The following is a 21,392-nucleotide window of genomic DNA, read 5'->3' on the forward strand; positions in this document are numbered from 1 at the left end:
CGCACGGCCCGCCGCTGCACGTCCGCGTCCGCCGGGTCGGCCCGCCCGTCGGCCAGCTCGGCGAGCACCTCCCCGGCGGCCCCGCTGACCAGCGCGAGGCGCTCGCGCCGTTCCCGCCGGGCCAGCTCGGCGGCGTCCCGCTCGGCGGTCGCCGCGTGGGCGGCCGAGGCCGCGGCGGCCCGCTGCCGGGCCAGCGTGGCGATCGTCGTGGCGCCGACGAAGACCGCCACCGGCAGCGTCGCGGTGCCGTAGACGTACATCGCGTACCGGGCCAGGTCGGCGGGGGCCGTCGCGCCGTGGGCGAGCACCGCCGCCAGCGCGATCGCCGAGTGCGCGCCCAGCAGGGCGAGCAGCCCGGCCACCCGCCGGCCCCAGACCGCCAGCACGAAGAACCAGCCGAGCGTGCCCCACACCCAGTTCGCGGCGGCGAAGAGCTGCCGGTCGCCGGCCGCGCCGAAGACCGCCGCGTCGACGGCCAGCAGCAGCGCGGCCACCGGCCAGGCCGGCAGCGGCGCGTCGCGCAGCAGCCGCACGCCGGCCAGCACGCCGACGGCCGCGACGAGCAGCCAGCCGGCGAGGACCACCGCCGGCGCGGCGAACTCCGTCCGGGCCCCCAGTGCCGCGGGCAACGCGATCGCCGCGTGCCACGCCAGCGCGATGACCACCGCGACGACCCGGGCGCCGCGGTCGGAGGCGTCCGCGACGGCCGCCGCCGCGTCCGCCGGGGGTCCGCCGTTTCCGGGGGTACGCGGTGCCGGCACCGCCGTGGCCGGCGGCGCCGTCGTCTCAGTCGCCACCGGGCCACTCCAGCCGGATCCGGGTGCCCGCCCCGGGGCGCGAGCTGACCACCGCCCGCCCGCCCACCGTGGACATCCGGCCGCGTACCGACTCGCGCAGCCCGTACCGGTGCGCCGGGACGCCCGCCGGGTCGAAGCCGGGGCCGTCGTCGGCGACCTCGACCACGACGGCGCCGTCGATCCGGGCCAGCCGCAGCGCGGCGGTCGCGCCGGGCGCGTGCCGGGCCACGTTGGACAGCGCGGCGTAGGCGCTCTCGGCGAGCGCCTCGGCGACCGGCGCCGGCACCGCGCAGGGGGTCAACTCGGCGGCGACGGGCAGCTCGGGCAGGCGTGCCCGCACCGACCGCAGCCGCTCGTCCAGCGGCACCGGCCCGTCGGCGGGCGTCGACCGCGCGTCGGCCAGCGCGGCGAGCGTACGCAGGTCGGCGGCGCACCGCCCGCGCAGCGCCGCGGACGGGCCGGCGACCGCGCCCAGCCCGACCATGGTCAGCGTGGCCAGCACGGTGTCGTGCAGGTCGCGGTTCTGCCGGCGCTCCGCCTCCCGGGCGGTACGCGCGATCAACGCCTCCCGGGTGAGCCGCTGGTCGGCGCCGAAGGCGGCGTCGGCCCGGCCGATCCGCCGGCGCATGATCGCGGTCATCGCCGCCGCGCAGCCGGTCTGCACCAGCAGCGTCGCCGCGTGCGCGGTGGCCTCGTCGGGGTTGCCGGCGGCGTGCGCCCCGACCGCGTACGCGCCGGCCACCAGCAGCCCCGCCGGCACCGACCAGCGCGCCGGGGCGGTGGCCTGCGTGTTGATCACCGTGGTGCTGGCGAGCACCGCGATCCAGCTCGCCTCGCCGGGGAGCACCTCGGGCGCCACCAGCACCGGGATCGCCAGGCACGTGGCCGTGGTGGCCGCCACGTCGCCGGCCACCAGCATGCCACCGACGCCGTGCCGCAGCGCGCGGTACGCGTACCAGACCGACCAGGCGGTCAGCGCCCCGACGGCCGGCAGGAGCAGCGCCGGCTCGACCGGCGGGGTGCGCACCGACAGGGCCACCACCGCGCCGACCAGGCCGCACGTCAGGCGCAGCAGCGCCGGCAGCCGGGTGAAGATGAGGGCGAACGCGCCGCCGGCCGGCGTGTCCAGCGTGGTCGGCGACGTGCTCGGGGCGGCAACGGCCGGCATCGGAAGAGGCGTCCTTCTGCGACAACGACCCGGTCCGGGTCCGCGCGGCGGAGATCGACGCCGGAGAATAACACGAGGGCCGGCTCGGGATCACCCTCGGTGCGCGCCGTGTCGCCGATCGGTCAACGCGGCCGGGTCGCCGACCGGTCGCCCCGGCCAATTCGCCGACCGGTCGCCCCGCCGGTCGCCGGAGAGTGACCGGCACCGTCCGTTTCGACGTCGGTGCTACGTTCACGGCATCGCCGTACTCACCCGCCGGGAGCGACCGTGAAGAGGTACGTGGGTCTGCTGGGTGTCGTCGTGGTGACGGCGGGCCTCGCCGTCGTGGGCGCCCTCGGCGGCGCCTACCTGGCCGACCGCGGCGCGTCCCGGCAGGCCGACTCCACCGCCGTCACCGGCCGCCCCGCGACCGGGTCCGGTGACGCCGGTCCGGGCCCCACCGGGTCGGCGGCCCGGCCGGAGTCGCCGGCCACGTCCGGGGCGCCGACCCCGTCCGAGTCGTCGGGGGAGCGGCGCGCGCCGCGGACGTACCGGCTCGACGAGGTCATCTACGACCGGGCCTCGATGAGCGTCACGCTGGTCAGCGCGGAGACGACCGACGGCAAGCTGCGGCTGAACATCAGGTACCGCAACGATTCGCCGGTGGGGTGGCCGGTGAGCTGCCCGACCGCCGCCGTCGACCTGGTCTCCTCCCAGGTCACCCTGTCGGACGGCCGGGCCGTGCGCCCCGAGCGGACCTGGTGCGCCGCCACCCGGGCCGGCGAGTCCTTCAGCATCAGGCCGGGCGAGCAGGTGGACAGCTGGGCCGTCTACCCGGTGGTCCCGCCGGCCGGATCGTCGTTCGCGCTGACCTGGTACGACTTCCCCGAGCTCGACGTCCGGCTCCGGTGACCGTCCCGCGAGTGTCGTAGCCGTCGCGGCCCGCCCTCGCCGCCGCCGTTCCGGCGTGGCCGCTCGGGTTCACCCTATGTAGACTCTCGGCCCTGGGGCTATGTAGAGTTCCGAGTATGGGAGTGAGAATCACCGTTCCGGTGGCCAAGGTGCTCGCCGTGCTGCTCAACGAGCCGAGCGGCGAGCACTACGGGTTGCGACTGATGCAGCAGACGGGGGTGGCCAGCGGGACGCTCTATCCGGTGCTCGCCCGGCTCCAGGACGCGGGCTGGCTGACCGCCCGGTGGGAGGAGGAGGACCCGGCCGAGGCGGGCCGGCCGGTCCGGCGCTATTACCAGCTGACCGCCGAGGGCGTCACCCACGCCCGGGCGGCGCTGGCCGAGCTGCGCGCCACCACCACCATCGCGGACACCACCGCATCGGCCCAGGCGAGGCCGGCGTGGTGACCGTCGACCCGCTGGCCCACTGGCTGCTCCGCCTCGCGGCGCGGCGGTGGCCGGCGGAGCAGCGCGCCGACCTGATGCGCGAATGGTCCGCCGAGGTCGCCACCATCGCCCGGGACGACACCGCCCGTCCCGTCGTCCGCCACTGGCGCATGCTCGCCTTCAGCGGGAGCCTCGCGGCCGCCCCGGGCACCGTCGCGTACGCGCCGTTCGGCGCGAGACGGATCGTCGCGGTCGCGGCGGCGTTGTCGGCGTACCTGCTCGGCCTCGCCATGATCCAGCGGGCCTGGTACGGCGTCTACCAGGCGCAGGCCGAGGGCGAGCGGCCGATCATCGACGACGGCGGCCTGACCGCCCGGCTCCTCATCGGCGCCGTCGCCCTCGTCCCCGTCGTCGTGGCCGCGCTCGCCGGGTGGCTGGTCGGCCGGCGGTCCACGTCGGCGGTGCGGCCGATGTCGTTGGGCCTGTGCCTGATCGCCGTGGTCGCGGCCTGGGCGGGCGTCGGCTTCCTGCTCGACGCCGTGGGCGGCAGTCATGCCGTGTCCAAGATGGGCTACGAGTTCGGCAGCCAGCCCTACGGCATGGTGGCGAGCTGGGTCGCCTGGCTGCTCTGCTTCGCCGCCGTCGCCGGGCTGCTGCGCGGGGCCGTCCGTCGTCGCCTGGTCCTCGGGTTCCTCGGCGCGGTGACGGTTGCCGCAGTGGCGGTCACCGCCGGCACGTTCGCGCAGTTCGGCTCGGCCACCGCCCCGCGTACCGAGGCGTGGAAGTGGTTCGTTCAGTGGCTGGTGCCGTCCCACCCGTTCGAGACCGCCGTCGACGCGGGAGCGGACAGCTTCCACTCCGCCCGCGGGGTGATCTTCTTCGTCAGCTCCTACCCGCACGTCCTGCTCGCGGTCGCCGCGTTCGGCGTGGCGTTCCTCCTCGCCGGCAGGCGGGCCGGCCACCGGGGCGACGTCCACGGCGTGGGGACCGCCGACCCGCAGCCCGCTTGATCGGTCGTGCGGAAGCCTGCATCCTCGGTGGGATGACGGCCTACTCCGTGTTGTGGCGCAGCCCGGGGGCGGTCACGGTCACCGTCGCGGGCCTCGTGGGTCGGCTGCCGATAGCGATGGTCTCCCTCGGCATCGTCCTGCTGGTGCAGTCCCGGTCGGGATTTGCCGACGCCGGCGTCGTCGCCGGGGCGTACGTCTTCGCGGGCGCGGTGGCGACGCCGGTCCTCGGCCGGGTCATGGACCGGGCCGGCCAGCGCCGCGTCCTGCCGGTCCTGCTGGTCGGCTATCCGGCCGCCCTGGTCTGCCTCGTCCTCGCCGCGGTCGGCGGCGCGCCGGTGGCCGTCCTGATCGGCTGCGCCGCCGTGGCGGGGCTGCTGATGCCGAACGTCGGGGCGATCGTGCGGTCCCGGTGGAGCCACCTGACCACCGGGGCCGTACGCCAGTCGGCGTTCGCCTGGGAGTCGGTGGTCGACGAGTTCATCTACGTCGTGGGGCCGATCGTCGTCACGTCGGTCGCGGCGGCGATCGCGCCATCGGCGGGCGTGCTGATCGCGGCGGCGCTGGCCGCCGCCGGCCTGTCGGTCCTGTGGTCGCACCGGAGTTCCACGCCGCCCGTGGTGCGCCGGGCGACGGGCCAGGCGTCGGCGGACTCCGTGTCGGGGGTGTGGCCGGTGCTGCTCGCCCTCCTCGGCATCGGCGCGCTCCTGGGCGCGGTCGACGTGGCGACCCTCGCGCTGGCCGAGAATGCGGGGCGGGGCGCCTGGGCCGGCCCGCTCCTGGCGGTCCTCGCCTTCGGCAGCCTGATCGCCGGCCTCGGCTACGGTGCACGGTCGTGGCGGGCGCCGGTCGGCCACCGGCTGGTGATCGGAGCGGCCGGGCTCCTCGCGGGCTGCGCGTCCCTGACCGTCCTGCCCTTCCCGGCGCTCGCCGTCGGGCTGCTGGTCACCGGTCTCTTCCTCGCCCCCAGTTTCGCCACCGGCTTCACCCACGCCGCGGACCTGGCTCCCGCGTCGCGTCGCACCGAGGTACTGACCTGGGTGTCGAGCGCGGTCGGTCTCGGCGGCACCATCGGGGTCGCCACGGGAGGCTGGGTGAGCGAGCACCACGGGCCCCGGGTCGCCTTCGCGACGGCGGCGGGCTTCGCGCTGGTCTCGGCCGCCGCGGCGCTGGTCGTAGCCGCCGGTCAGCGCGGCGCACGGGTGGTCGAGGGCGACGGCTGAGCTTCCGGGCCGGGCGGCGCGTGGTCAGACCGTCGGCGCCATGGCTGACCACCAGGGACCACGCGGCGCGTTCAGGCACGCGAGATCGAAGTACGGCCTATCGTTCGGTCGGAAGAGGTGTCTGTGCGCCCGGCAGGATTCGAACCTGCGGCCTTGGGATTAGAAGTCCCCTGCTCTATCCGCTGAGCTACGGGCGCGCGGCGTACGTGTCGCGCCAGAAGGGTACCGCCGCCCACCGGGTGACCGGTGGAACGGGTGGTGGCGTCCCACGTCGACGATCAGGGTCGCACGCACGCCCGCCGGTGGTCACCCCGGTTCCGCCGTCCGCGCGGCCGCCGGACCGGCGGGTCGTACCCTCGGCTGGTGCTGCTTGACCCCGACACCGAGAACGACGTCGCCTACGAGCTGTGCCAGCTCCTCGGCCGCGCGATCCTGCCCATCCGCCGGACCGACGGCGAGGCCGCCGACGGCGGCCGGGACGAGGGCACCGCGTTCCTCTTCAGCGTGCAGGGACGGGAGTACCTGCTGACGGCCGGCGCCCTCACCCACGCCCCGGTGGGGGAGATCGGGCTGCGGGCCAGCGTGACCGAGCCGGCCGGGGTGGCCGGCGACGCCGTGGCGCTGCCCGACTTCGCCGCCCGCTGGCGGCACCGGGCGGACCTCGGCGTCGCGATCATGCCCACCGGCGGCCTGCACGAGTATGCCGACTCGGCGGGCTGGCGCTGGCGTACCCAACAGGTGCCGGATCCGGTCGCGGCCGACCGGGACGCGATCGCCCGCGTCGGCGCGGAGCCGGGTTCCGCCATCGTCCTCGCCCACGGGGTCGGCGCGGGCGGCGCCCGGCCGCTGGAGGTGGCGATCGAGCGGGTCGCGCGGGTGGGCGACGGCGTCCGGATCACCACCGGGCTGCCCCTCGGCTACGTCGGCGCGCCGGTCTTCGGCGTCCAGACCGGCGACGGCGAGGCGGGGCTGCGGTGCCTCGGCCTGGTCCTGCCGGCCCGCGACGGCGGTCACCCGCTGGCCACCTTCGACCGCATCCGCGAGGTCGTCGCCGCCGGCTGAGGCCGCGTCGGCGGGCGGCTCAGCCGCCCTGGGCGGGGGCGCCCGCCGGGTCGACGTCGTCGGCCGGCCGCCGGCTCGCCGGTGGGCGCCCCCCGTCGAGGGTCGTCGGCCCGGCGTCGAAGAACGCGTCGGCCCAGCGCCCGACCTCCTCGAAGACCCTTTCGCGTACGGCGGGGCCGGAGAGCGTGAGGTCGTGCATGCCGCCGTCGAAGCGCGCGACGGTGACGTGCCGACCGAGGCGGGGCGCCCAGCGCACCATGTGCTCGACGTCGAGGACGGCGTCGGCGAGGGCGGCCGACTCGTGCCACCTCGTGCCCTTGAACGACCGGGTCGAGCAGGCGAGCAGGACCGGCACCTGGATGTCCAGCCCGGCGCGGAGCTGTCGCTGGGCGGCGCGGATGGCGTTCAGCCAGCCGGCCCGGACGGGGAACCCGGCGAGCGGCTTCCAGGTCAGGTCGTAGTCCCATTCGCCGTGGTGCTCGGCGTGGATGCTCTGGCTGTAGACGGTGCCGAGCCCGAACGGCAGGACGCGCCGGGGCGCGCGGCGGCCCAGCGGCGCGACGAGGGCGGCGAGCGGCCGGCGGACGGCCCAGGGGGCGTTGATGTCGAAGAAGGGGCTGTTCAGGAAGAGCCCGTCGATGATGCCGGCGTCACGGCGCGCGTGCGCCCAGAGCGGCATGATCAGGCCGCCGGTGGAGTGGCCCATCGCGAGCAGGACGTCGTGCCCGTCGTCCTCGCGGACGATCTTCGCGGCGGCGTCCAGCTCGGGGAAGTAGTCGCTGACGTCGCGGCAGAAGTTCGGGGTCTGGTGGGGCAGCAGGCTGCGGCCGTACTTGCGCAGGTCGAGGGCGTAGAAGTCCCACCCCCGCTCGGCGAAGAAGTGGCCGAGGTGGGCCTGGAAGAAGTAGTCGGTGAAGCCGTGCGTGTAGAGCACGGCCCGCCTGGTCGGGCGGTCCGCCCGGCGACGGACCAGGGTGGCGACCACCGGTCCCTCGTCGTCGGTGCCCAGGTCGATCGTCTGCCGCTCGTACGGCGGGCCCAGCACGTCGGGTTCCACGAACCGACCGTACGCCCGCAAGCTACCGGACGGTAGCCCCGGCGTGTCCGGCTCCTCGCGCCGCCCGGCTCCTCACGCTGCCCGGGCTTCCCTCGCTGCCCGGCCTTCCTTCCCCGGCCTGTCGGCTTTCGGGTGTCCGGCCTGCCGGGTGCCCGGCCCCGCCCGCCCGCACCCGGCGGACGGGGCCTCGGGCGTACGTCTCAGACCGTCTCGGCCTCGGCGCGGGCCGGGTCGGTGTCCGGGTCGGTCCGCGTCTCGGCCTCGGGGGCCGGCGGGCTGACGTCCCGCAGGTGCTTGTTGTGCCGCGGCTCCTGCTTGGTCTTCGCGTCGTTGAGCCGGCGCCGCAGGTCGTCCCGGACGTCGTTGAGCGCGGCGTGCAGGTCCTCCTCGGCGGAGGTGGTGACGATCTTCTGCCGGCCGGCGATCCAGCACTCCAGGGTGACCTTCTGGCCCTTGGCCTCCCGGTCCTTGACCGACACCTCCAGCTCGGTGGCGTCGGCGTGGAACCCGGCGAGCCGGGCGTCCAGCGTGGCGAACTGCTCCGCGATCCAGTTCCGGTCGCCCTGGGAGAACCCGGCGCCGACCCGCAGGCACTCCGCGACGGTGGCCGGGTTGGCGACGGCGCTCATCGCCGCACCTGGCCGAAGACGGATGCGGTTGCGGTGGTGGTCATCATCATGATCGCTGACCCTCTCGTTCGTCGTGCTGTCGGCGGTGCGGTTGATCGAATCCATACCCCGCCGCCTTCCGTCCGGAACGTGACCTCTCCGGCATCCCGATCATGATCCGGTCGCCGTACGCGGCCCAGGGCCGCTCGGCCCTAGCACACCGGGACCTTGATCAGGGGTTTGTCCACAGGCGGTCCGGTTGTCCACAGGTCGGCGGCCGGGGGTGGCGCGGGCTCCGTCGGGGGCCGAGGCTCGGTGCCGAGTCGACTCGCGATGGCAAGCCCGATCTCCCCCTGGAGGGACGATGTTCGACACCTACGTCACGATCGTGGGCAACGTGCTGACCGCCCCGGAGTGGCGCCGCACCACCCAGAGCAACACGCTGGTGGCCAACTTCAAGGTCGCCTCGACGGCCCGCCGGCTCGACCGCGACAGCGGCCGCTGGGTCGACGGCAACAGCCTGCGCGTCCGCGTCAACTGCTGGCGCAAGCTGGCCGAGGGGGTGGCCGCCTCGGTGATGGTCGGCGATCCCGTGGTGGTCTGCGGGCGGCTCTACACCCGCGACTGGACCGACGACGCCGGCAACCACCGCACCCTCTACGAGCTGGAGGCGGTCGCCGTGGGGCACGACCTGTCCCGGGGGCGGAGCCGGTTCGTCCGCAACCGGCCGAGCATGACGACCAGCACCGTGGAGGACGCGGAGGCCGAGCACCGCGTGCACGGCGAGACCACCGAGCCGGTGCCGGACGGCGAGGCGCCCGCCCTGCCCGACGACCGCCCGCTCGACGAGGAGTTCGAGCTGCCCGACTTCGGGGCGTCCCGGCCCGGCCGTGGGCTGCCGACCGACGCCGCGTTCGACGGCTCGCTCGATCCCTTCGACGACCCGGCGGACGGCGCGTCCGACGACCCCGGATCCGACGACTCGGGGTCCGCCGACCCCGGGTCCGACGAAGGCGACCCGACGCCGGCAGAGGAGGTCGACGCGGCGGGCCCGCGTACGGGGCAGACGGAGGCCGGCGCGGCCCCGAACGGGCGCGGTCGCCGGAGCCGGGGCCGGGTGCCACAGCCCGCCTGACCGCCTGACCGCCTCGGCCGAGGGCGACACGACGGGGGCGGGGTGGCGCCGGCCGCGCCGGTCGTCACCCCGCGTGTCTCCCTCGGCCCGCCCCCGGCGCCGACGGTCACCCCACTTCGCGGCTGCCGACGACCGGCGGCCCGCGCGGGGCGGCTCGCGCGGGGCGACCGACGCCGGGCGGCCCGTGCGGAGGGCGGCCCGTGCGGGGCGACCGGTGCTGGGGGACCGGCGGCGGGCGGCCCGTGCGGAGGGTGGCCTGTGCGGAGGGTGGCCTGTGCGGAGGGTGGCCTGTGCGGAGGACGGTCTGTGCGGAGGACGGTCTGTGCGGAGGGCGGCCTGCACGGGGTGGCGCTCGCCGAACGGCTCCCGTCGAACGGGGCGCTCCGGCCGGGGCCGGGGGAGCCGCTCGGCTAGGCTGGCCGGCCGGAGGTGGTGGCGGGTGCGAGAGGCGACGCCGGTGGCGACCGCGGCGGGACTGGTCGCGGGGTACGCCCTCGACGCGTTGCTCGGTGACCCCCGTCGGTATCACCCCGTGGCAGGTTTCGGCCGTGCCGCCGCGGCCCTGGAACGGCGGATCTACCGCCCGGACCGGGGCGCCGGCGCCGCGTTCGCCGCGCTGGCGGTCGGTGCGCCGGTGCTGCTCGGCGCGGCCGCGACCCTCGCCACCCGACGCCGGCCGGTGGCCCGGGCGGTGCTGGTCGCCGCGGGCACCTGGACCGTGCTGGGCGGGCGCACCCTGCGGCACGAGGCCACCGTGATGGGCCGCGCCCTGCGCGACGGCGACCTGCCGGCGGCGCGGCGGCGGCTCGGTCACCTCTGCGGCCGGGACCCGGCCGCGCTCGACGAGCCTGAGCTGGCGCGGGCGACCGTGGAGTCGGTCGCCGAGAACACCTCTGACGCCGTCGTCGCCCCGCTGGTGTGGGGGGCGGTCGCGGGCCTGCCCGGCCTGCTCGGTTACCGGGCGGCGAACACGCTCGACGCGATGGTGGGGCACCGCTCGCCCCGCTACGCGCGGTTCGGCACGCCGGCCGCCCGCCTCGACGACCTGCTCAACCTGGCGCCCGCGCGGCTGACCGGGCTGCTCACCGTCGCGGTCGCGCCGGTCGCGCACGGCGACCGGGACCGGGCCTGGCAGGTGTGGCGCCGGGACCGCAACGACCACCCCAGCCCGAACGCCGGGCAGTGCGAGGCGGCCATGGCGGGCGCCCTCGGCGTGCGGCTCGGCGGGCGCAACGTCTACTTCGGGCGCTCCGAGGTGCGTCCGTTCCTCGGCGACGGCCCCCGCCCCGAGGCGCGGCACCTCAAGCGGGCCGCCCGGATCTCGGGCGCCGTCGGGCTGGCCGCGCTCGGCCTCGCCGCCGCCTACCCGCTGACCGTCGGCCGGGTGGTGAACTCCGTCGTCCGCCGCGCCCTCGCCCCGGGGGCGCGGGTGAGCGGCCGGTGAGCGGCGGGCTGCTGGTCGCCGGTACGACCTCCGACGCCGGCAAGAGCGTGCTCACCGCCGGCATCTGCCGCTGGTTGCACCGGCGCGGCGTCAAGGTGGCGCCGTTCAAGGCCCAGAACATGTCGAACAACTCGGCCGTGGTCGTCGGGGCGGACGGCCGGGGCGGCGAGATCGGTCGGGCCCAGGCGATGCAGGCGGCGGCCTGCGGGCTCGCCCCCGACCTGCGGTTCAACCCGGTGCTGCTCAAGCCCGGAAGCGACCTGGCGAGTCAGGTGGTGCTGCTCGGCGAGGCGGTCGACACCGTCACCGCCGGCAACTTCCGCACACTGCGGCCCCGCCTGGCCGAGACGGCGTACGCGGCGCTCGCCGAGTTGCGGGCGGCGTACGACGTGGTGGTCTGCGAGGGGGCGGGCAGCCCGGCGGAGATCAACCTGCGGGCCGGCGACTACGTGAACATGGGCCTGGCCCGGCACGCCAATCTGCCCACGATCGTCGTCGGTGACATCGACCGGGGCGGCGTGTTCGCCTCGATGTTCGGCACCGTCGCACTGCTGGATCCGGCCGACCAGGCGCTGATCGTCGGCTTCGTGATCAACAAGTTCCGGGGCGACCTCGGGCTGCTCCAGCCGGGGCTGGACATGCTGCGCCAGGTCACCGGGCGGCCGACGTACGGGGTGCTGCCCTGGGCGCTCGACCTCTGGCTCGACGCCGAGGACTCGCTCGCCTACGGGCGCGTGCTCGGCCGGCCGGCCGCCCCGCGCGGCACCGAGTGGCTGGACGTGGCCGTGGTCCGGCTGCCCCGGATCAGCAACGCCACCGACGTCGAGGCGCTCGCCACCGAGCCCGGCGTACGCGTGCGGCTGACCGTCGAGCCGGCGGAACTCGCCGCCGCCGACCTCGTCGTCCTGCCCGGGTCGAAGTCGACGGTGGCCGACCTGGCCTGGCTGCGGGAGACCGGGCTCGCCGACGCCGTGCTGGCACACGCGGCGGCGGGCAGGCCGCTGCTCGGCATCTGCGGCGGCTTCCAGATGCTGGGCCGGGCCATCCACGACCCGGTGGAGAGCCGGCGGGGGAGCGTGCCGGGGCTGGGCCTGCTGCCGATCGAGGTCACCTTCGACCCGCGCAAGACCGTCCGGCAGTCGGTCGGCACCGCCGGCGACGTCCCGGTCCGTGGCTACGAGATCCACCACGGGTACGTCTCGCACGCCGACCCGGCGCTGACCCCGCTGCTGACCCGCGCCGACGGCAGCGGCGAGGGAGCGGTCGTCGGCGCCGTGCACGGCACCCACTGGCACGGGGCCTTCGAGTCCGACGGGTTCCGCCGGCGCTTCCTGACCGAGGCGGCCCGGCTGGCCGGCCGGACCGGCTTCCGGGTCGCGCCGGACACGTCGTTCGCCGCCGCCCGCGAGCGCTCCCTGGACCTGCTCGGCGACCTCGTCGAGGAGCACCTGGACACCGACGCCCTCTGGCGCCTCGTCGAGACCGGCCCGCCGGCCCGCCTCCCCGTCATCCCGCCCGGCGCCCCCGCCCTCCCCTGACCCGGCCCGCACCCGATCCTCGCGGCGGGGCAGGTCCCGCCGGCGCCCACACCGCCCCCTGACCCGGTCCGCACCCGATTCTCGCGGCGGGGCTGGTCTCGCCAGCGCCCGCACCGCCCCCTGACCCGGCCCGCTGCCCGATTCCCGCCGCGGGGCGGGTGGCGGTCGAGGCCGTGGGGTGGGATCAGTGGCGGACGTCGGCCGGCCGGTCCGACATGGGCAGCCCCGCCTCGCGCCACGCCTGCACGCCGCCGATCATGTCCGTCGCGCGGTGCAGGCCGAGCGCCCGCAGGCTCGCCACGGCGAGACTGGAGCTGTAGCCGTGCCGGCAGACCACGACGATCCGCAGGTCGTATCCGGTGGCCTCGGGGATGCGCCAGGCGCTGGCCGGGTCCAGCCGCCATTCCAGCACCGACCGGTCGATCACGATGGCGCCGGGTAGGTCGCCCTGTTCCCGGCGGTGCGCGTCGGTGCGGGTGTCGACCAGCAACGCGCCGGTGCGGACCGCCTCGACGGTCTGGTGCGGGGTCAGCCGGCGTACCCCGGCGCGGGCCTGTTCCAGGAGGGCTTCGACGCCCGGACTCATCACGCTGTGGGACACCAGCCGATCATCCCGCCCGGTCCCGGCCGCCGCCGGCCGAACGCCCCGGCCCGCCCGACGACCGCTCGTTCGGGCGACCCCCGAACGGTGTGCCCGCCCGGCTGTCGCCTCCGACGGGCCAGGACACCGGGCCGGGGCGCCGGGCCGGTCCGGGTCGCCCGCTACCGTCGGCCCGTGGTGGTGGCGGTGGTCGAGGCGTACGACCGGCTGGCCCGGCGGGTGCTCGCCGGCCCGGCGCGGTTGGGGCGGACCCGGCTGGTGGCGGTGGACGGGCCGAGCGGCGCGGGCAAGAGCGTCTTCGCGACCAGGCTCGCGGACGCCCTGGCCGGCCTGCCCGGCGGGGTGTGCCCGCCCGTGGTGCACACCGACGACCTGCTCGACGGGTGGGACGATCAACTCACCTTCTGGCCCCGCCTCGAGGAGTGCGTGCTCGCGCCGCTGCGCGCCGGGCGACCGGGGGCGTACCGCCGGTACAGCTGGGTCCGTCGGGCGTTCCTGCCCCGGCCGGTGCCGGTACCGGTCGCGCCGGTCCTGCTGGTCGAGGGGGTCAGCGCGGCGCGGGCAGCGGCTGCGGCGGACCGTACGATCGCGGTCTTCGTCACCGCCCCGGCGCCGCTGCGGCTCGCCCGGGCCGTGCGGCGCGACGGCCCGGAGATCCTGCCGGAGCTGCGCCGCTGGCACCTCGGGGAGCGGGCGCACTTCGCCGCCGACCGCACCGAGGCCCGGGCCGACGTGGTGGTCGACGGGGCGCCGACGCTGCCGCACGACGCCGACCGGTACTACGTGCGGCGGCCCTAACCAGGATGGGCGCGGCCTCGGGCGGTGCGGTCCGGTAAGGCCGGCATACGATGCCGGTCATGACCACACCGATCATGTCCGAGTCCGAGGTCCGGGCCGCCGTCGAGCGGGAGATGCCCGGCGTCCGGGCCGACCTGGAACGCCTCGTCCGCATCCCCGGCATCGCCTTCGAGGGCTTCGACCACTCGCACGTGGAGCGCTCCGCGGAGGCGGTGGCCGAGCTGCTGCGCGGCTGCGGCCTCGACGTCAAGATCGTGCGCTCCGGCGGTCAGCCGGCGGTCATCGGCAGGAAGCCCGCCCCGCCCGGCGCGCCCACGGTGCTGCTCTACGCCCACCACGACGTCCAGCCGGTCGGCGACCTGTCGCTGTGGGAGTCGGACCCGTTCGAGCCGGTGGAGCGCGACGGCCGCCTCTACGGTCGGGGCGCCGCCGACGACAAGGCCGGCATCATGGCGCACATCGCGGCGCTGCGGGCGTTCGGTGACGCGCTGCCGGTGGGCGTCGTCCTGTTCATCGAGGGCGAGGAGGAGTACGGCTCCGACTCGCTGGAGCGGCTGCTCGCCGAGCACCGCGACGAGATCGCCTCGGACGTCATCGTGATCGCCGACTCCGGCAACTGGGACGTCGGCGTGCCGGCGCTGACCACCTCGCTGCGGGGCATCGTCAACTGCTTCGTGGAGGTGCGCACCCTCGACCACGCCGTGCACAGCGGCATGTTCGGCGGCGCGGTGCCCGACGCGTTGACCGCCCTGGTCCGCCTGCTGGCCACCCTGCACACCGACGCCGGCGACGTGGCCGTCGACGGCCTGGTCGGCCGGGAGGGCGCGAGCGTCGACTACCCGGAGGGCCGGTTCCGGGCCGAGGCCGGGCTGGCCGAGGGCGTGCAGTTCATCGGCACCGGGCGGATCACCGACCGGCTCTGGACCAAGCCGGCCCTCGCCGTGCTCGGCATCGACGCCCCGGCCACCGGCGAGGCGCCGAACGCCCTGGTCCCGGCGGCGAAGGCCAAGCTGAGCGTGCGGCTCGCGCCGGGCGACGACCCCAAGCGGGCGTACGCGGCCCTGCGCGCCCACCTGGAGAAGCACGCGCCGTGGGGCGCGCGGGTGACCGTCACCTTCGAGCACGACGGCGACCCGTGCGTCATCGACGCGTCCGGCCCGATGTTCGACGCCGCCCGTTCGGCGTTCCGGACCGCCTGGGACGGCACCGACCCGGTCGACATCGGCGTCGGCGGCTCGATCCCGTTCATCGCCACCTTCCAGGAGATGTTCCCGCGGGCGGCGATCCTGGTGACCGGCGTCGAGGACCCGAACGCGCGGGCGCACGGCCCGAACGAGAGCCTGCACCTCGGCGAGTTCGCCCGGGTCTGCCTCGCCGAGGCGCTGCTGCTGAAGAAGGTCGCCGAGGCCGCCGCCGACGGGCGTTAGGTGTCGGAACCGTAACTTCCCGACCGATGTGGGAGTTTGCGGTGTGTCGGGCGCGGGCTTGTTATAGCCTCTCGAACATGCGTACGAACGAGGTGATGGGCCGGCTCGAAGCCGCCGTCAGCGCTCTGGGGGACGTCGATGTCTCCGCGTGGTCCGAGGACACGCTCAAGGAACAGCTCGGCGAGCTCTCCGCCGCCCTGGTCGCGCTCGACACGGTGCTCTCCCGGGTCGCCGATGAGGTCCGCGCCCGCGGGCTCCGCATCGAGGAACCGGTCTCGGCCTGACACCACCCGGGCACGGCAATGCCCGGGTGGTGTCGGGGGTGGCTGGCAGGATGGGGTCCGTGCGGTTCCTCGATCTGGCAGCCACCTCCGCCGCCGTCGGCGCCACCCGTGCCCGCCGGGCCAAGGTGGAGCTGCTGGCCGAGGCGCTGCGGGCGCTCGACCCCGACGAGGTTCCCGCCGGCGCGGGGTGGCTGGCCGGCGAGCTGCGCCAGCGGCAGACCGGGGTGGGCTGGGCCAGCCTGCGTGACCTGCCGCCGCCGGCGGCCGAGCCGACCCTGACCGTGGCCGCTGTCGACGCGGCCATCGACGAGATCGCGGCCGTGCGTGGGCCGGGTTCGCAGGCGCGCCGCCGGGAGTTGCTCGGCGCGCTCTACGCCGCAGCCACCGCCGACGAGCAGCGGCTGCTGACCGGCCTGTTCAGCGGCGAGCTGCGGCAGGGCGCCCAGGCGGGGCTGCTCGCCGACGCGGTGGCCCGGGCGGCCGACGTGCCGGTCGCCGCCGTACGCCGGGCCCTGCTGCTCGCCGGCGACCTGCGGGCGGTCGCGGTCGCCGCGCTCGACGGCGGCGCGTCGGCGCTGGCCGCCTTCGGTCTCCAGGTCGGCCGCCCGCTCGCGCCGATGCTGGCCCAGAGCGCGCCCTCGGTCGACGAGGCGCTGGCGGCCACCGGCACGCCCGCCGTGGTCGACGTCAAGCTCGACGGCATCCGGATCCAGGTGCACCGCTCCGGCCACGACATCGCCGTCTTCACCCGCAGCCTCGACGACATCACCGCCCGGGTGCCCGAGGTGGTCGCCGCCGTGCGCGCGCTGCCCGCCCGTGAGCTGGTGCTCGACGGCGAGGCGATCGGGCTGGACGCGACGGGCCGGCCGCTGCCGTTCCAGGAGACGTCGAGCCGGGCGGCCCGGCGCACCACGCCGAGCACCACCGGCCGCGCCCCGGTCGCCCCGGCCGTGCTCGCCGCCGCCGAGACCACCGGCGAGCCGGTGCTGACGCCCTACTTCTTCGACCTGCTGCACGTCGACGGCGACGACCTGATCGACCTGCCCGGCCGGGAGCGCTGGGCGGCGCTCGCCGCGGCGGTCGACCCGCCGCTGCTGGTCGGCCGGATGGAGGTCGACGGCCCGGAGCGGGCCGGCGAGGCGTTCGCCGCCGCGATCGACGCCGGCCAGGAGGGGGTCGTGGTGAAGGCGCCCGACGCTCCCTACGACGCCGGCCGCCGGGGCGCCGCCTGGGTGAAGGTCAAGCCCCGGCACACCCTCGACCTGGTGGTGCTCGCGGTCGAGTGGGGCAGCGGCCGGCGCCAGGGCTGGCTGTCCAACCTGCATCTGGGCGCGCGCGACCCGCGCACCGGCGACTTCGTCATGCTCGGCAAGACGTTCAAGGGCCTCACCGACGAGGTGCTGCGCTGGCAGACCGAGCGGTTCCTCTCCCTCGCCGTCGAGCGCGGCGACTGGGTGGTGCGGGTCCGTCCCGAGCAGGTCGTCGAGATCGCGTTCGACGGGGTGCAGACCAGCTCCCGCTACCCGGGCGGGGTGGCGCTGCGCTTCGCCCGGGTGGTGCGCTACCGCGACGACAAGACGGCGGCCGAGGCCGACACCATCGACGCCGTACGCGCCATCCACGCCGGCCGGGTCACGGGCTGACCACCGGCCGCCCCGTCACGCGCCGCTCCGGCCGCGCCTCCCCGGTGGCGGGCCCCGGCCACGCCGGCCGGGAGCGTGACGGGGCCGGCCGCCGGGTCACATGGTCGACAGCGAACGGGCGTAGTTGACCTGGTTGTTGATGTGCTGCACCTGCGCCTGGTCGGTGACCGGGATCCGCGCCACGTACTGCTGGGCGCCGTTCATCACGCTGACCTGGACCGTGCCGTGGTGCCGGGTCTCCTTGATCAGCAGGAAGAGCAGGCTGAAGATCGTCAGGCAGAAGAAGCCGACGATCGCGCAGACGATGGCCCACTGCGCGGTCTTCTCCTCCTTCTGCCAGTAGTCGGTGACGTGCCAGGACGCACCGGCGAGCGGCAGCACGCCGGCCGGCGTACGGATCACCGGTGGGCTCACCAGGATCTCGCCGATCTGCACCGCCACCGCGCCCTGCGGCGGCGGATAGCCGCCCGGCAGCGCCGGCACGGGCGCCATCACCGGCGGGTGCGGCCCGGGCCGGGCGAGCGCTGCGCCGGGCGGGGCGGAGTAGGGCGCGCCGGGCGGGGCGGAGTAAGGCGCGCCGGGCGGCGCGGAGTAGGGCGCGCCGGGCGGGGCCGAGTAGGGCGCGGTGACCGGCGGGGCGGAGTACGGCGGCGCGGGGAACTCCGCGGTGGCCGGCGGGGCGGAGGGCTGACCGGTGGCCGGCGGCGCGAAGGGCTGACCGGTGGCCGGCGGTGCGGGGAACTCCGCGGTGGCGGGCGGCGCGGGACGGTGCGCCGGCGGCTCCGCGTAGGTGGGCGGGGGCGGGGCGGCCACCCAGGGGTCGGTCGAGGGGACCGGCTGCGTCACCGGCTCCGGCGGCGGCATCGTGGAGTCGGGGGTCACCGCGACCCCCCACACGCGTTGATCATGTGGCGGACCCTACAACCTCGACCGGCCCGACCGATGCCCCGCAGACCGTCCGGATCCGGATCGGAACGTCCCGGGCGGGGCGTCCGGAAGAACGGACCGCCGACCGTCAACCACCCGGCCGCCGGCCGCCGATCGCAGACCGCCCGGGCGGGTGCCGGCCGCGACGGGGTCAGGCGGTGGCGTGCGAGGCGGGCTCGGCGGCGCGGTCGGTGGGGCGCTCGGACCCCACGCCCGCCAGCCGGCGGGCCTCCCGCCGGGCCACCCAGCCGTAGCCGAAGAGGGTCATCACGGCGAAGATCCACCACTGCACGACGTAGCCGAGGTTCTGCCAGTTGTTCGCGTGACCGACCGGCACGTCCTTGAAGACCGGATCGGCCGCCGGGGCCTGCTCGTCCAGCAGCAGGTACGCCCCGTGCACGGGGTAGGGCAGCTCACGCGCCAGCCGGGGCACGCCGATCCGCCGGGTCTCCAGCTTGCCCTCGCGCCGCGAGACGCCGACCGAGCCGCTCTCGCTCAGGTGCACCCGGCCGGTCACGGTGACCTCGCCGGTCGGGGTGGCCGGCACCTCCGGCTGGACGGTGGCGTCGCCGCCGCGGGCCGGCGGGATCCAGCCGCGGTCCACCAGCACCGCCGTGCCGTCGGCCAGGACGAGCGGGGTCACCACCTCGAAGCCGACCTTGCGGTCCACCGAGCGGCCCCGGACCAGGACGATGTTCGCCGGGTCGTAGCGGCCGGTCACGGTGACCCTGGTCCACGACCTCTCCTCGGCGGGCGCGGGACCGGCCGTGCCGCTGCCGCCGGTCGGGGCGGGCAGCACGTCGCGCAGCGGCACCGGGTCCATCCGCAGGCCGGCGTCGATCCGCTCGTTGATCTCCGTACGCCCGTGGTAGCGGTCCAGCTGCCAGTTGCCGAGCAGCACCATCACGGCCGAGGCGACCAGGGTCAGCGCGAGGATGCCCAGCCAGCGCGGCGTCAGCAGGAACCGGTACACGACAACGAGGCTACCCCTGTGCTCCGGGCCACTGGCCTCGACGGCCCCGGTAGGCGCCGAACCGACGATCGGAGCGACCGGCCCACGCCGGCCGGTCCGGCGCGAGGCGGGGCGGTCGGGTCGGCGGCTGCGCCGGTCCGGCGGGCGCGAGGGGCGAGGGCTGCGCGGGTCCGGCTGGCGCGAGGGTCGGCGGCTGCGCGGGTCCAGCGCGGGCGCGAGGGGCGGGGTCGGTCGGGTCGGCGGCTGCGCCGACAGGCCCGCTCGGTGGCGGCCACCCAGCCTCGGGTTGGGCTATCGTCACGCGGGCGGACCGCGCGGTCGGCCCACCGCAGGGTTTCCCCCCGTCGCCCCGCAGGGAGTCGATGATGACCGACGTGCCGCGCCTGGTGCTCAGCGCGCCGTCCTCCGGCCACGGCAAGAACGCGCTGGCGATCGGGCTGCTCGCGGCGCTCGCGGACCGGGGCGTCGACGTCGCCGGATTCAAGGTCGGTCCGGACCACGTCGACGCCGCGTACCTCGGGCTGGCCGCCGGCCGCCCCGGCCGCACCCTCGATCCCCGGCTGGTCGGCGCCGACCGGGTCGCCCCGCTGGTCGCCCACGGGGCGCGCGGCGCCGGGCTCGCGCTCGTGCAGGGCAGCATGGGGCTGTACGACAGCCTCTCCGGCCGGCCGGAGAGCGAGTCGACGGCCGCCGTGGCGACCGCGCTGCGCAGCCCCGTCGTGCTGGTCGTCGACGTCGCCGCGATGGGGCAGTCGGTGGCCGCCCTGGTGCACGGCTTCCGGGCGTACGACGAGCAGCTCTGGCTCGGCGGGGTGATCCTCAACCGGGTGGCGTCGGCGCGGCACGAGGAGCTGCTGCGCGCGGCGCTCGACGACATCGGCGTGCCGGTCTACGGGGTGCTGCGCCGTCACGACCTGCCGGCGGTGCTGCCGTCGCGCCGGCACGGGGCGGCGCCCGCGCTCGCCCGCACCGGGGAGGCCACCCGCGCGGTCCGCCGGCTCGGCGAGGCGGTCGCCGCCGCAGTCGACCTGGACCGGCTGCTGGGGCTGGCCCGCTCCGCCCCGCCGCTGCCGGTGACCCCGTGGACGCCCGAGGCCGACCGGCCCGCCGCCGACCCGCGCCCGGTCGTCGCGGTCGCCGGGGCGGCGGGCGGCAGCTACGGCCACGTCGAGGCCACGGAGCTGCTCCGGGCGGCCGGCGCGGAGGTGGTGACGGTCGATCCGCTGCACGACGAGGCGCTGCCCGCCGGCGTCGGCGCGCTGGTCGTCGGCGGCGGGCTCCCCGAGGCGTACGCCGAGCAGCTCTCCGCCAACCGCCGGCTCTGCATCGCCGTCGCCGAGCTGGCCCGCACCGGACGGCCGGTCGTCGCCGAGGGGGCCGGCCTGCTCTGGCTGGCCCGGGAGCTGGACGGGCTGCCCATGTGCGGGGTGCTCGACGCGGTGGGGACCAGCCGCGACGGCCTGGTCGTCGGCTACCGGGAGGCGACGGCGCTGACCGACAGCGTGGTGGCGTCGGCGGGCGCGGTCGTGACCGGGCACAAGGAGCACCGCGCCGTGCTCACCCCGCGTGCCGGGGCGCGGCCGGCCTGGAGCTGGGCCGGCGGCGCGCCCGAGGGCTTCGTCTGGCGGGGCGTGCACGCCTCCCAGCTCACCGTGCACTGGGCGGCGTACCCGCAGCTCGCCGCCCGGCTGGTCGACGCGGCGGCGCGGGCGGCGGCCGACCCCGAGACCGTCCGGCCGGGCGGGGTGCCCGCGTGATCGGTCAGGTGGCGGTGCGCCGCTTCCCGTCGCTGACGGTCTCCACGCCGCGCATCGAGGTGCGCGCGCTGACCGCCGCCGACGCGAAGGCGGCCGACGAGGTCTTCGCCGACCGGCAGACCCAGCGGTGGCTGCCGCTGGTCGACACGTCCGGCCAGATCGACGGGCTGGCCTGGTGCACCGACCTGGCGCGGCAGCGGCGCGACAGCGGCGACGGCGACCACTACGCGGTGGTGCGCCGGGAGGACGACCGGGTGGTCGGCTGCCTGTGGACCCGGCGCACCGACTGGGGCGCCCGGTGCACCGAGGTCTCGTACGCGATGGCGCCGCACGCCCGGGGCTTCGGCCTGGCGGTGGAGGCGGTCGACGCGCTCGCCATCGCGCTGATCCTCGAACACGACTTCCAGCGCGTGGAGCTGCGCGTCGCCCCCGGCAACCTGGCGTCCCGGCGGGTCGCCGAGAAGGCCGGCTTCAGCTACGAGGGGCTGCTGCGCAACGCCGGCTTCGTCCGGGGCGGCCGGGTCGACCTGGAGGTCTGGTCCTTCGTCGCCGCCGACCTCCGCTGAGACGGCTCCGGCGGGTCGGTCGGATCCGACGGCGTTCGGCGGAAGCCGGCGGCGCTCGGCG

General features: G+C 76.5%; 19 protein-coding genes, 1 tRNA gene and 2 pseudogenes. 14 read left to right on the forward strand and 8 right to left on the reverse strand.

Annotated elements, in window-relative coordinates:
* Positions 1 to 797, reverse strand: a pseudogene (locus ACWENR_RS03770) (hypothetical protein); the annotation flags it as partial.
* A complete protein-coding gene (locus ACWENR_RS03775) occupies positions 787 to 1,965 on the reverse strand; it encodes a sensor histidine kinase (protein WP_452275525.1) in 1,179 nt (392 codons plus the stop codon). The pseudogene ACWENR_RS03770 and the gene ACWENR_RS03775, both read right to left, overlap by 11 nt.
* 267 nt (positions 1,966 to 2,232) lie before the next feature.
* Here ACWENR_RS03775 and ACWENR_RS03780 point away from each other — a divergent pair, with 267 nt between their 5' ends.
* The 4 genes from ACWENR_RS03780 to ACWENR_RS03795 all read left to right on the forward strand — a co-directional run bounded on the left by ACWENR_RS03780 (position 2,233) and on the right by ACWENR_RS03795 (position 5,511).
* Complete coding sequence (locus tag ACWENR_RS03780; protein ID WP_452275526.1) at positions 2,233 to 2,856, forward strand: hypothetical protein; 624 nt, start codon at positions 2,233 to 2,235, stop codon at positions 2,854 to 2,856.
* A 116-nt stretch (positions 2,857 to 2,972) separates the two neighbouring features.
* Positions 2,973 to 3,302: a PadR family transcriptional regulator gene (locus tag ACWENR_RS03785; protein WP_452275527.1), complete on the forward strand. Its 330-nt coding sequence runs from the start codon at positions 2,973 to 2,975 to the stop codon at positions 3,300 to 3,302.
* Complete coding sequence (locus tag ACWENR_RS03790; protein WP_452275528.1) at positions 3,296 to 4,291, forward strand: hypothetical protein; 996 nt, start codon at positions 3,296 to 3,298, stop codon at positions 4,289 to 4,291. The genes ACWENR_RS03785 and ACWENR_RS03790 overlap by 7 nt, the downstream gene beginning before the upstream one ends.
* A gap of 32 nt (positions 4,292 to 4,323) precedes the next feature.
* Entirely contained in the window at positions 4,324 to 5,511 is a 1,188-nt protein-coding gene (locus ACWENR_RS03795; RefSeq protein WP_452275529.1) for an MFS transporter, read from the forward strand.
* 124 nt (positions 5,512 to 5,635) lie between these two features.
* Here the strand turns inward: ACWENR_RS03795 and ACWENR_RS03800 are convergent.
* Positions 5,636 to 5,708, reverse strand: a tRNA-Arg gene (locus ACWENR_RS03800).
* A gap of 166 nt (positions 5,709 to 5,874) precedes the next feature.
* Between ACWENR_RS03800 and ACWENR_RS03805 the strand changes: the two genes are divergently transcribed.
* Entirely contained in the window at positions 5,875 to 6,573 is a 699-nt protein-coding gene (locus ACWENR_RS03805; protein WP_452275530.1) for a hypothetical protein, read from the forward strand.
* A gap of 19 nt (positions 6,574 to 6,592) precedes the next feature.
* Here the strand turns inward: ACWENR_RS03805 and ACWENR_RS03810 are convergent, their stop codons facing one another.
* Both ACWENR_RS03810 and ACWENR_RS03815 read right to left on the reverse strand, forming a co-directional pair.
* The gene (locus ACWENR_RS03810; protein WP_452275531.1) at positions 6,593 to 7,630 is read right to left on the reverse strand and encodes an alpha/beta hydrolase; all 1,038 of its coding nucleotides are present in this window, start codon (positions 7,628 to 7,630) and stop codon (positions 6,593 to 6,595) included.
* A gap of 200 nt (positions 7,631 to 7,830) precedes the next feature.
* Complete coding sequence (locus ACWENR_RS03815; RefSeq protein ID WP_452275532.1) at positions 7,831 to 8,259, reverse strand: HPF/RaiA family ribosome-associated protein; 429 nt, start codon at positions 8,257 to 8,259, stop codon at positions 7,831 to 7,833.
* A 343-nt stretch (positions 8,260 to 8,602) separates the two neighbouring features.
* Between ACWENR_RS03815 and ACWENR_RS03820 the strand changes: the two genes are divergently transcribed.
* From ACWENR_RS03820 to ACWENR_RS03830, 3 genes are all read left to right on the forward strand, one after another.
* Positions 8,603 to 9,373, forward strand: a complete 771-nt coding sequence (locus ACWENR_RS03820) for a single-stranded DNA-binding protein (protein ID WP_452275533.1) — start codon at positions 8,603 to 8,605, stop codon at positions 9,371 to 9,373.
* Positions 9,374 to 9,812: 439 nt separating this feature from the next.
* Positions 9,813 to 10,817 (forward strand): cobalamin biosynthesis protein, encoded by a 1,005-nt coding sequence (locus ACWENR_RS03825; protein WP_452275534.1) that lies wholly within the window; start codon positions 9,813 to 9,815, stop codon positions 10,815 to 10,817.
* Positions 10,814 to 12,355: a cobyric acid synthase gene (locus ACWENR_RS03830; protein WP_452275535.1), complete on the forward strand. Its 1,542-nt coding sequence runs from the start codon at positions 10,814 to 10,816 to the stop codon at positions 12,353 to 12,355. Before ACWENR_RS03825 ends, ACWENR_RS03830 begins: the two co-directional genes overlap by 4 nt.
* A gap of 184 nt (positions 12,356 to 12,539) precedes the next feature.
* On the opposite strand, the gene ACWENR_RS03835 is transcribed toward ACWENR_RS03830, so the two are convergent.
* Complete coding sequence (locus tag ACWENR_RS03835; RefSeq protein WP_452275584.1) at positions 12,540 to 12,941, reverse strand: rhodanese-like domain-containing protein; 402 nt, start codon at positions 12,939 to 12,941, stop codon at positions 12,540 to 12,542.
* A gap of 6 nt (positions 12,942 to 12,947) precedes the next feature.
* On the opposite strand from ACWENR_RS03835, the pseudogene ACWENR_RS03840 reads away from it, so the two are divergent.
* From ACWENR_RS03840 to ACWENR_RS03855, 4 genes and pseudogenes are all read left to right on the forward strand, one after another.
* Positions 12,948 to 13,836: pseudogene (locus ACWENR_RS03840) on the forward strand (uridine kinase family protein); the annotation flags it as partial.
* A complete protein-coding gene (locus ACWENR_RS03845) occupies positions 13,829 to 15,181 on the forward strand; it encodes a M20/M25/M40 family metallo-hydrolase (protein WP_452275585.1) in 1,353 nt (450 codons plus the stop codon). The pseudogene ACWENR_RS03840 and the gene ACWENR_RS03845, both read left to right, overlap by 8 nt.
* A 77-nt stretch (positions 15,182 to 15,258) precedes the next feature.
* Complete coding sequence (locus ACWENR_RS03850) at positions 15,259 to 15,465, forward strand: hypothetical protein (RefSeq protein ID WP_452275536.1); 207 nt, start codon at positions 15,259 to 15,261, stop codon at positions 15,463 to 15,465.
* Between the two features lie 59 nt (positions 15,466 to 15,524).
* Positions 15,525 to 17,108, forward strand: a complete 1,584-nt coding sequence (locus ACWENR_RS03855; protein WP_452275537.1) for an ATP-dependent DNA ligase — start codon at positions 15,525 to 15,527, stop codon at positions 17,106 to 17,108.
* 96 nt (positions 17,109 to 17,204) lie between these two features.
* On the opposite strand, the gene ACWENR_RS03860 is transcribed toward ACWENR_RS03855, so the two are convergent.
* Both ACWENR_RS03860 and ACWENR_RS03865 read right to left on the reverse strand, forming a co-directional pair.
* Complete coding sequence (locus ACWENR_RS03860) at positions 17,205 to 18,005, reverse strand: hypothetical protein (RefSeq protein ID WP_452275538.1); 801 nt, start codon at positions 18,003 to 18,005, stop codon at positions 17,205 to 17,207.
* Between the two features lie 181 nt (positions 18,006 to 18,186).
* Positions 18,187 to 19,008, reverse strand: coding sequence for an SURF1 family cytochrome oxidase biogenesis protein (locus ACWENR_RS03865; RefSeq protein WP_452275539.1), 822 nt, complete (start codon positions 19,006 to 19,008; stop codon positions 18,187 to 18,189).
* Between the two features lie 365 nt (positions 19,009 to 19,373).
* Here ACWENR_RS03865 and ACWENR_RS03870 point away from each other — a divergent pair, with 365 nt between their 5' ends.
* Positions 19,374 to 20,765: a cobyrinate a,c-diamide synthase gene (locus ACWENR_RS03870; RefSeq protein WP_452275540.1), complete on the forward strand. Its 1,392-nt coding sequence runs from the start codon at positions 19,374 to 19,376 to the stop codon at positions 20,763 to 20,765.
* On the forward strand, positions 20,762 to 21,331 hold the full coding sequence (locus tag ACWENR_RS03875; protein WP_452275541.1) for a GNAT family N-acetyltransferase: 570 nt from the start codon (positions 20,762 to 20,764) through the stop codon (positions 21,329 to 21,331). The genes ACWENR_RS03870 and ACWENR_RS03875 overlap by 4 nt, the downstream gene beginning before the upstream one ends.
* Positions 21,332 to 21,392 lie beyond the last annotated feature (61 nt).

This window comes from Micromonospora sp. NPDC004336, assembly GCF_053602615.1.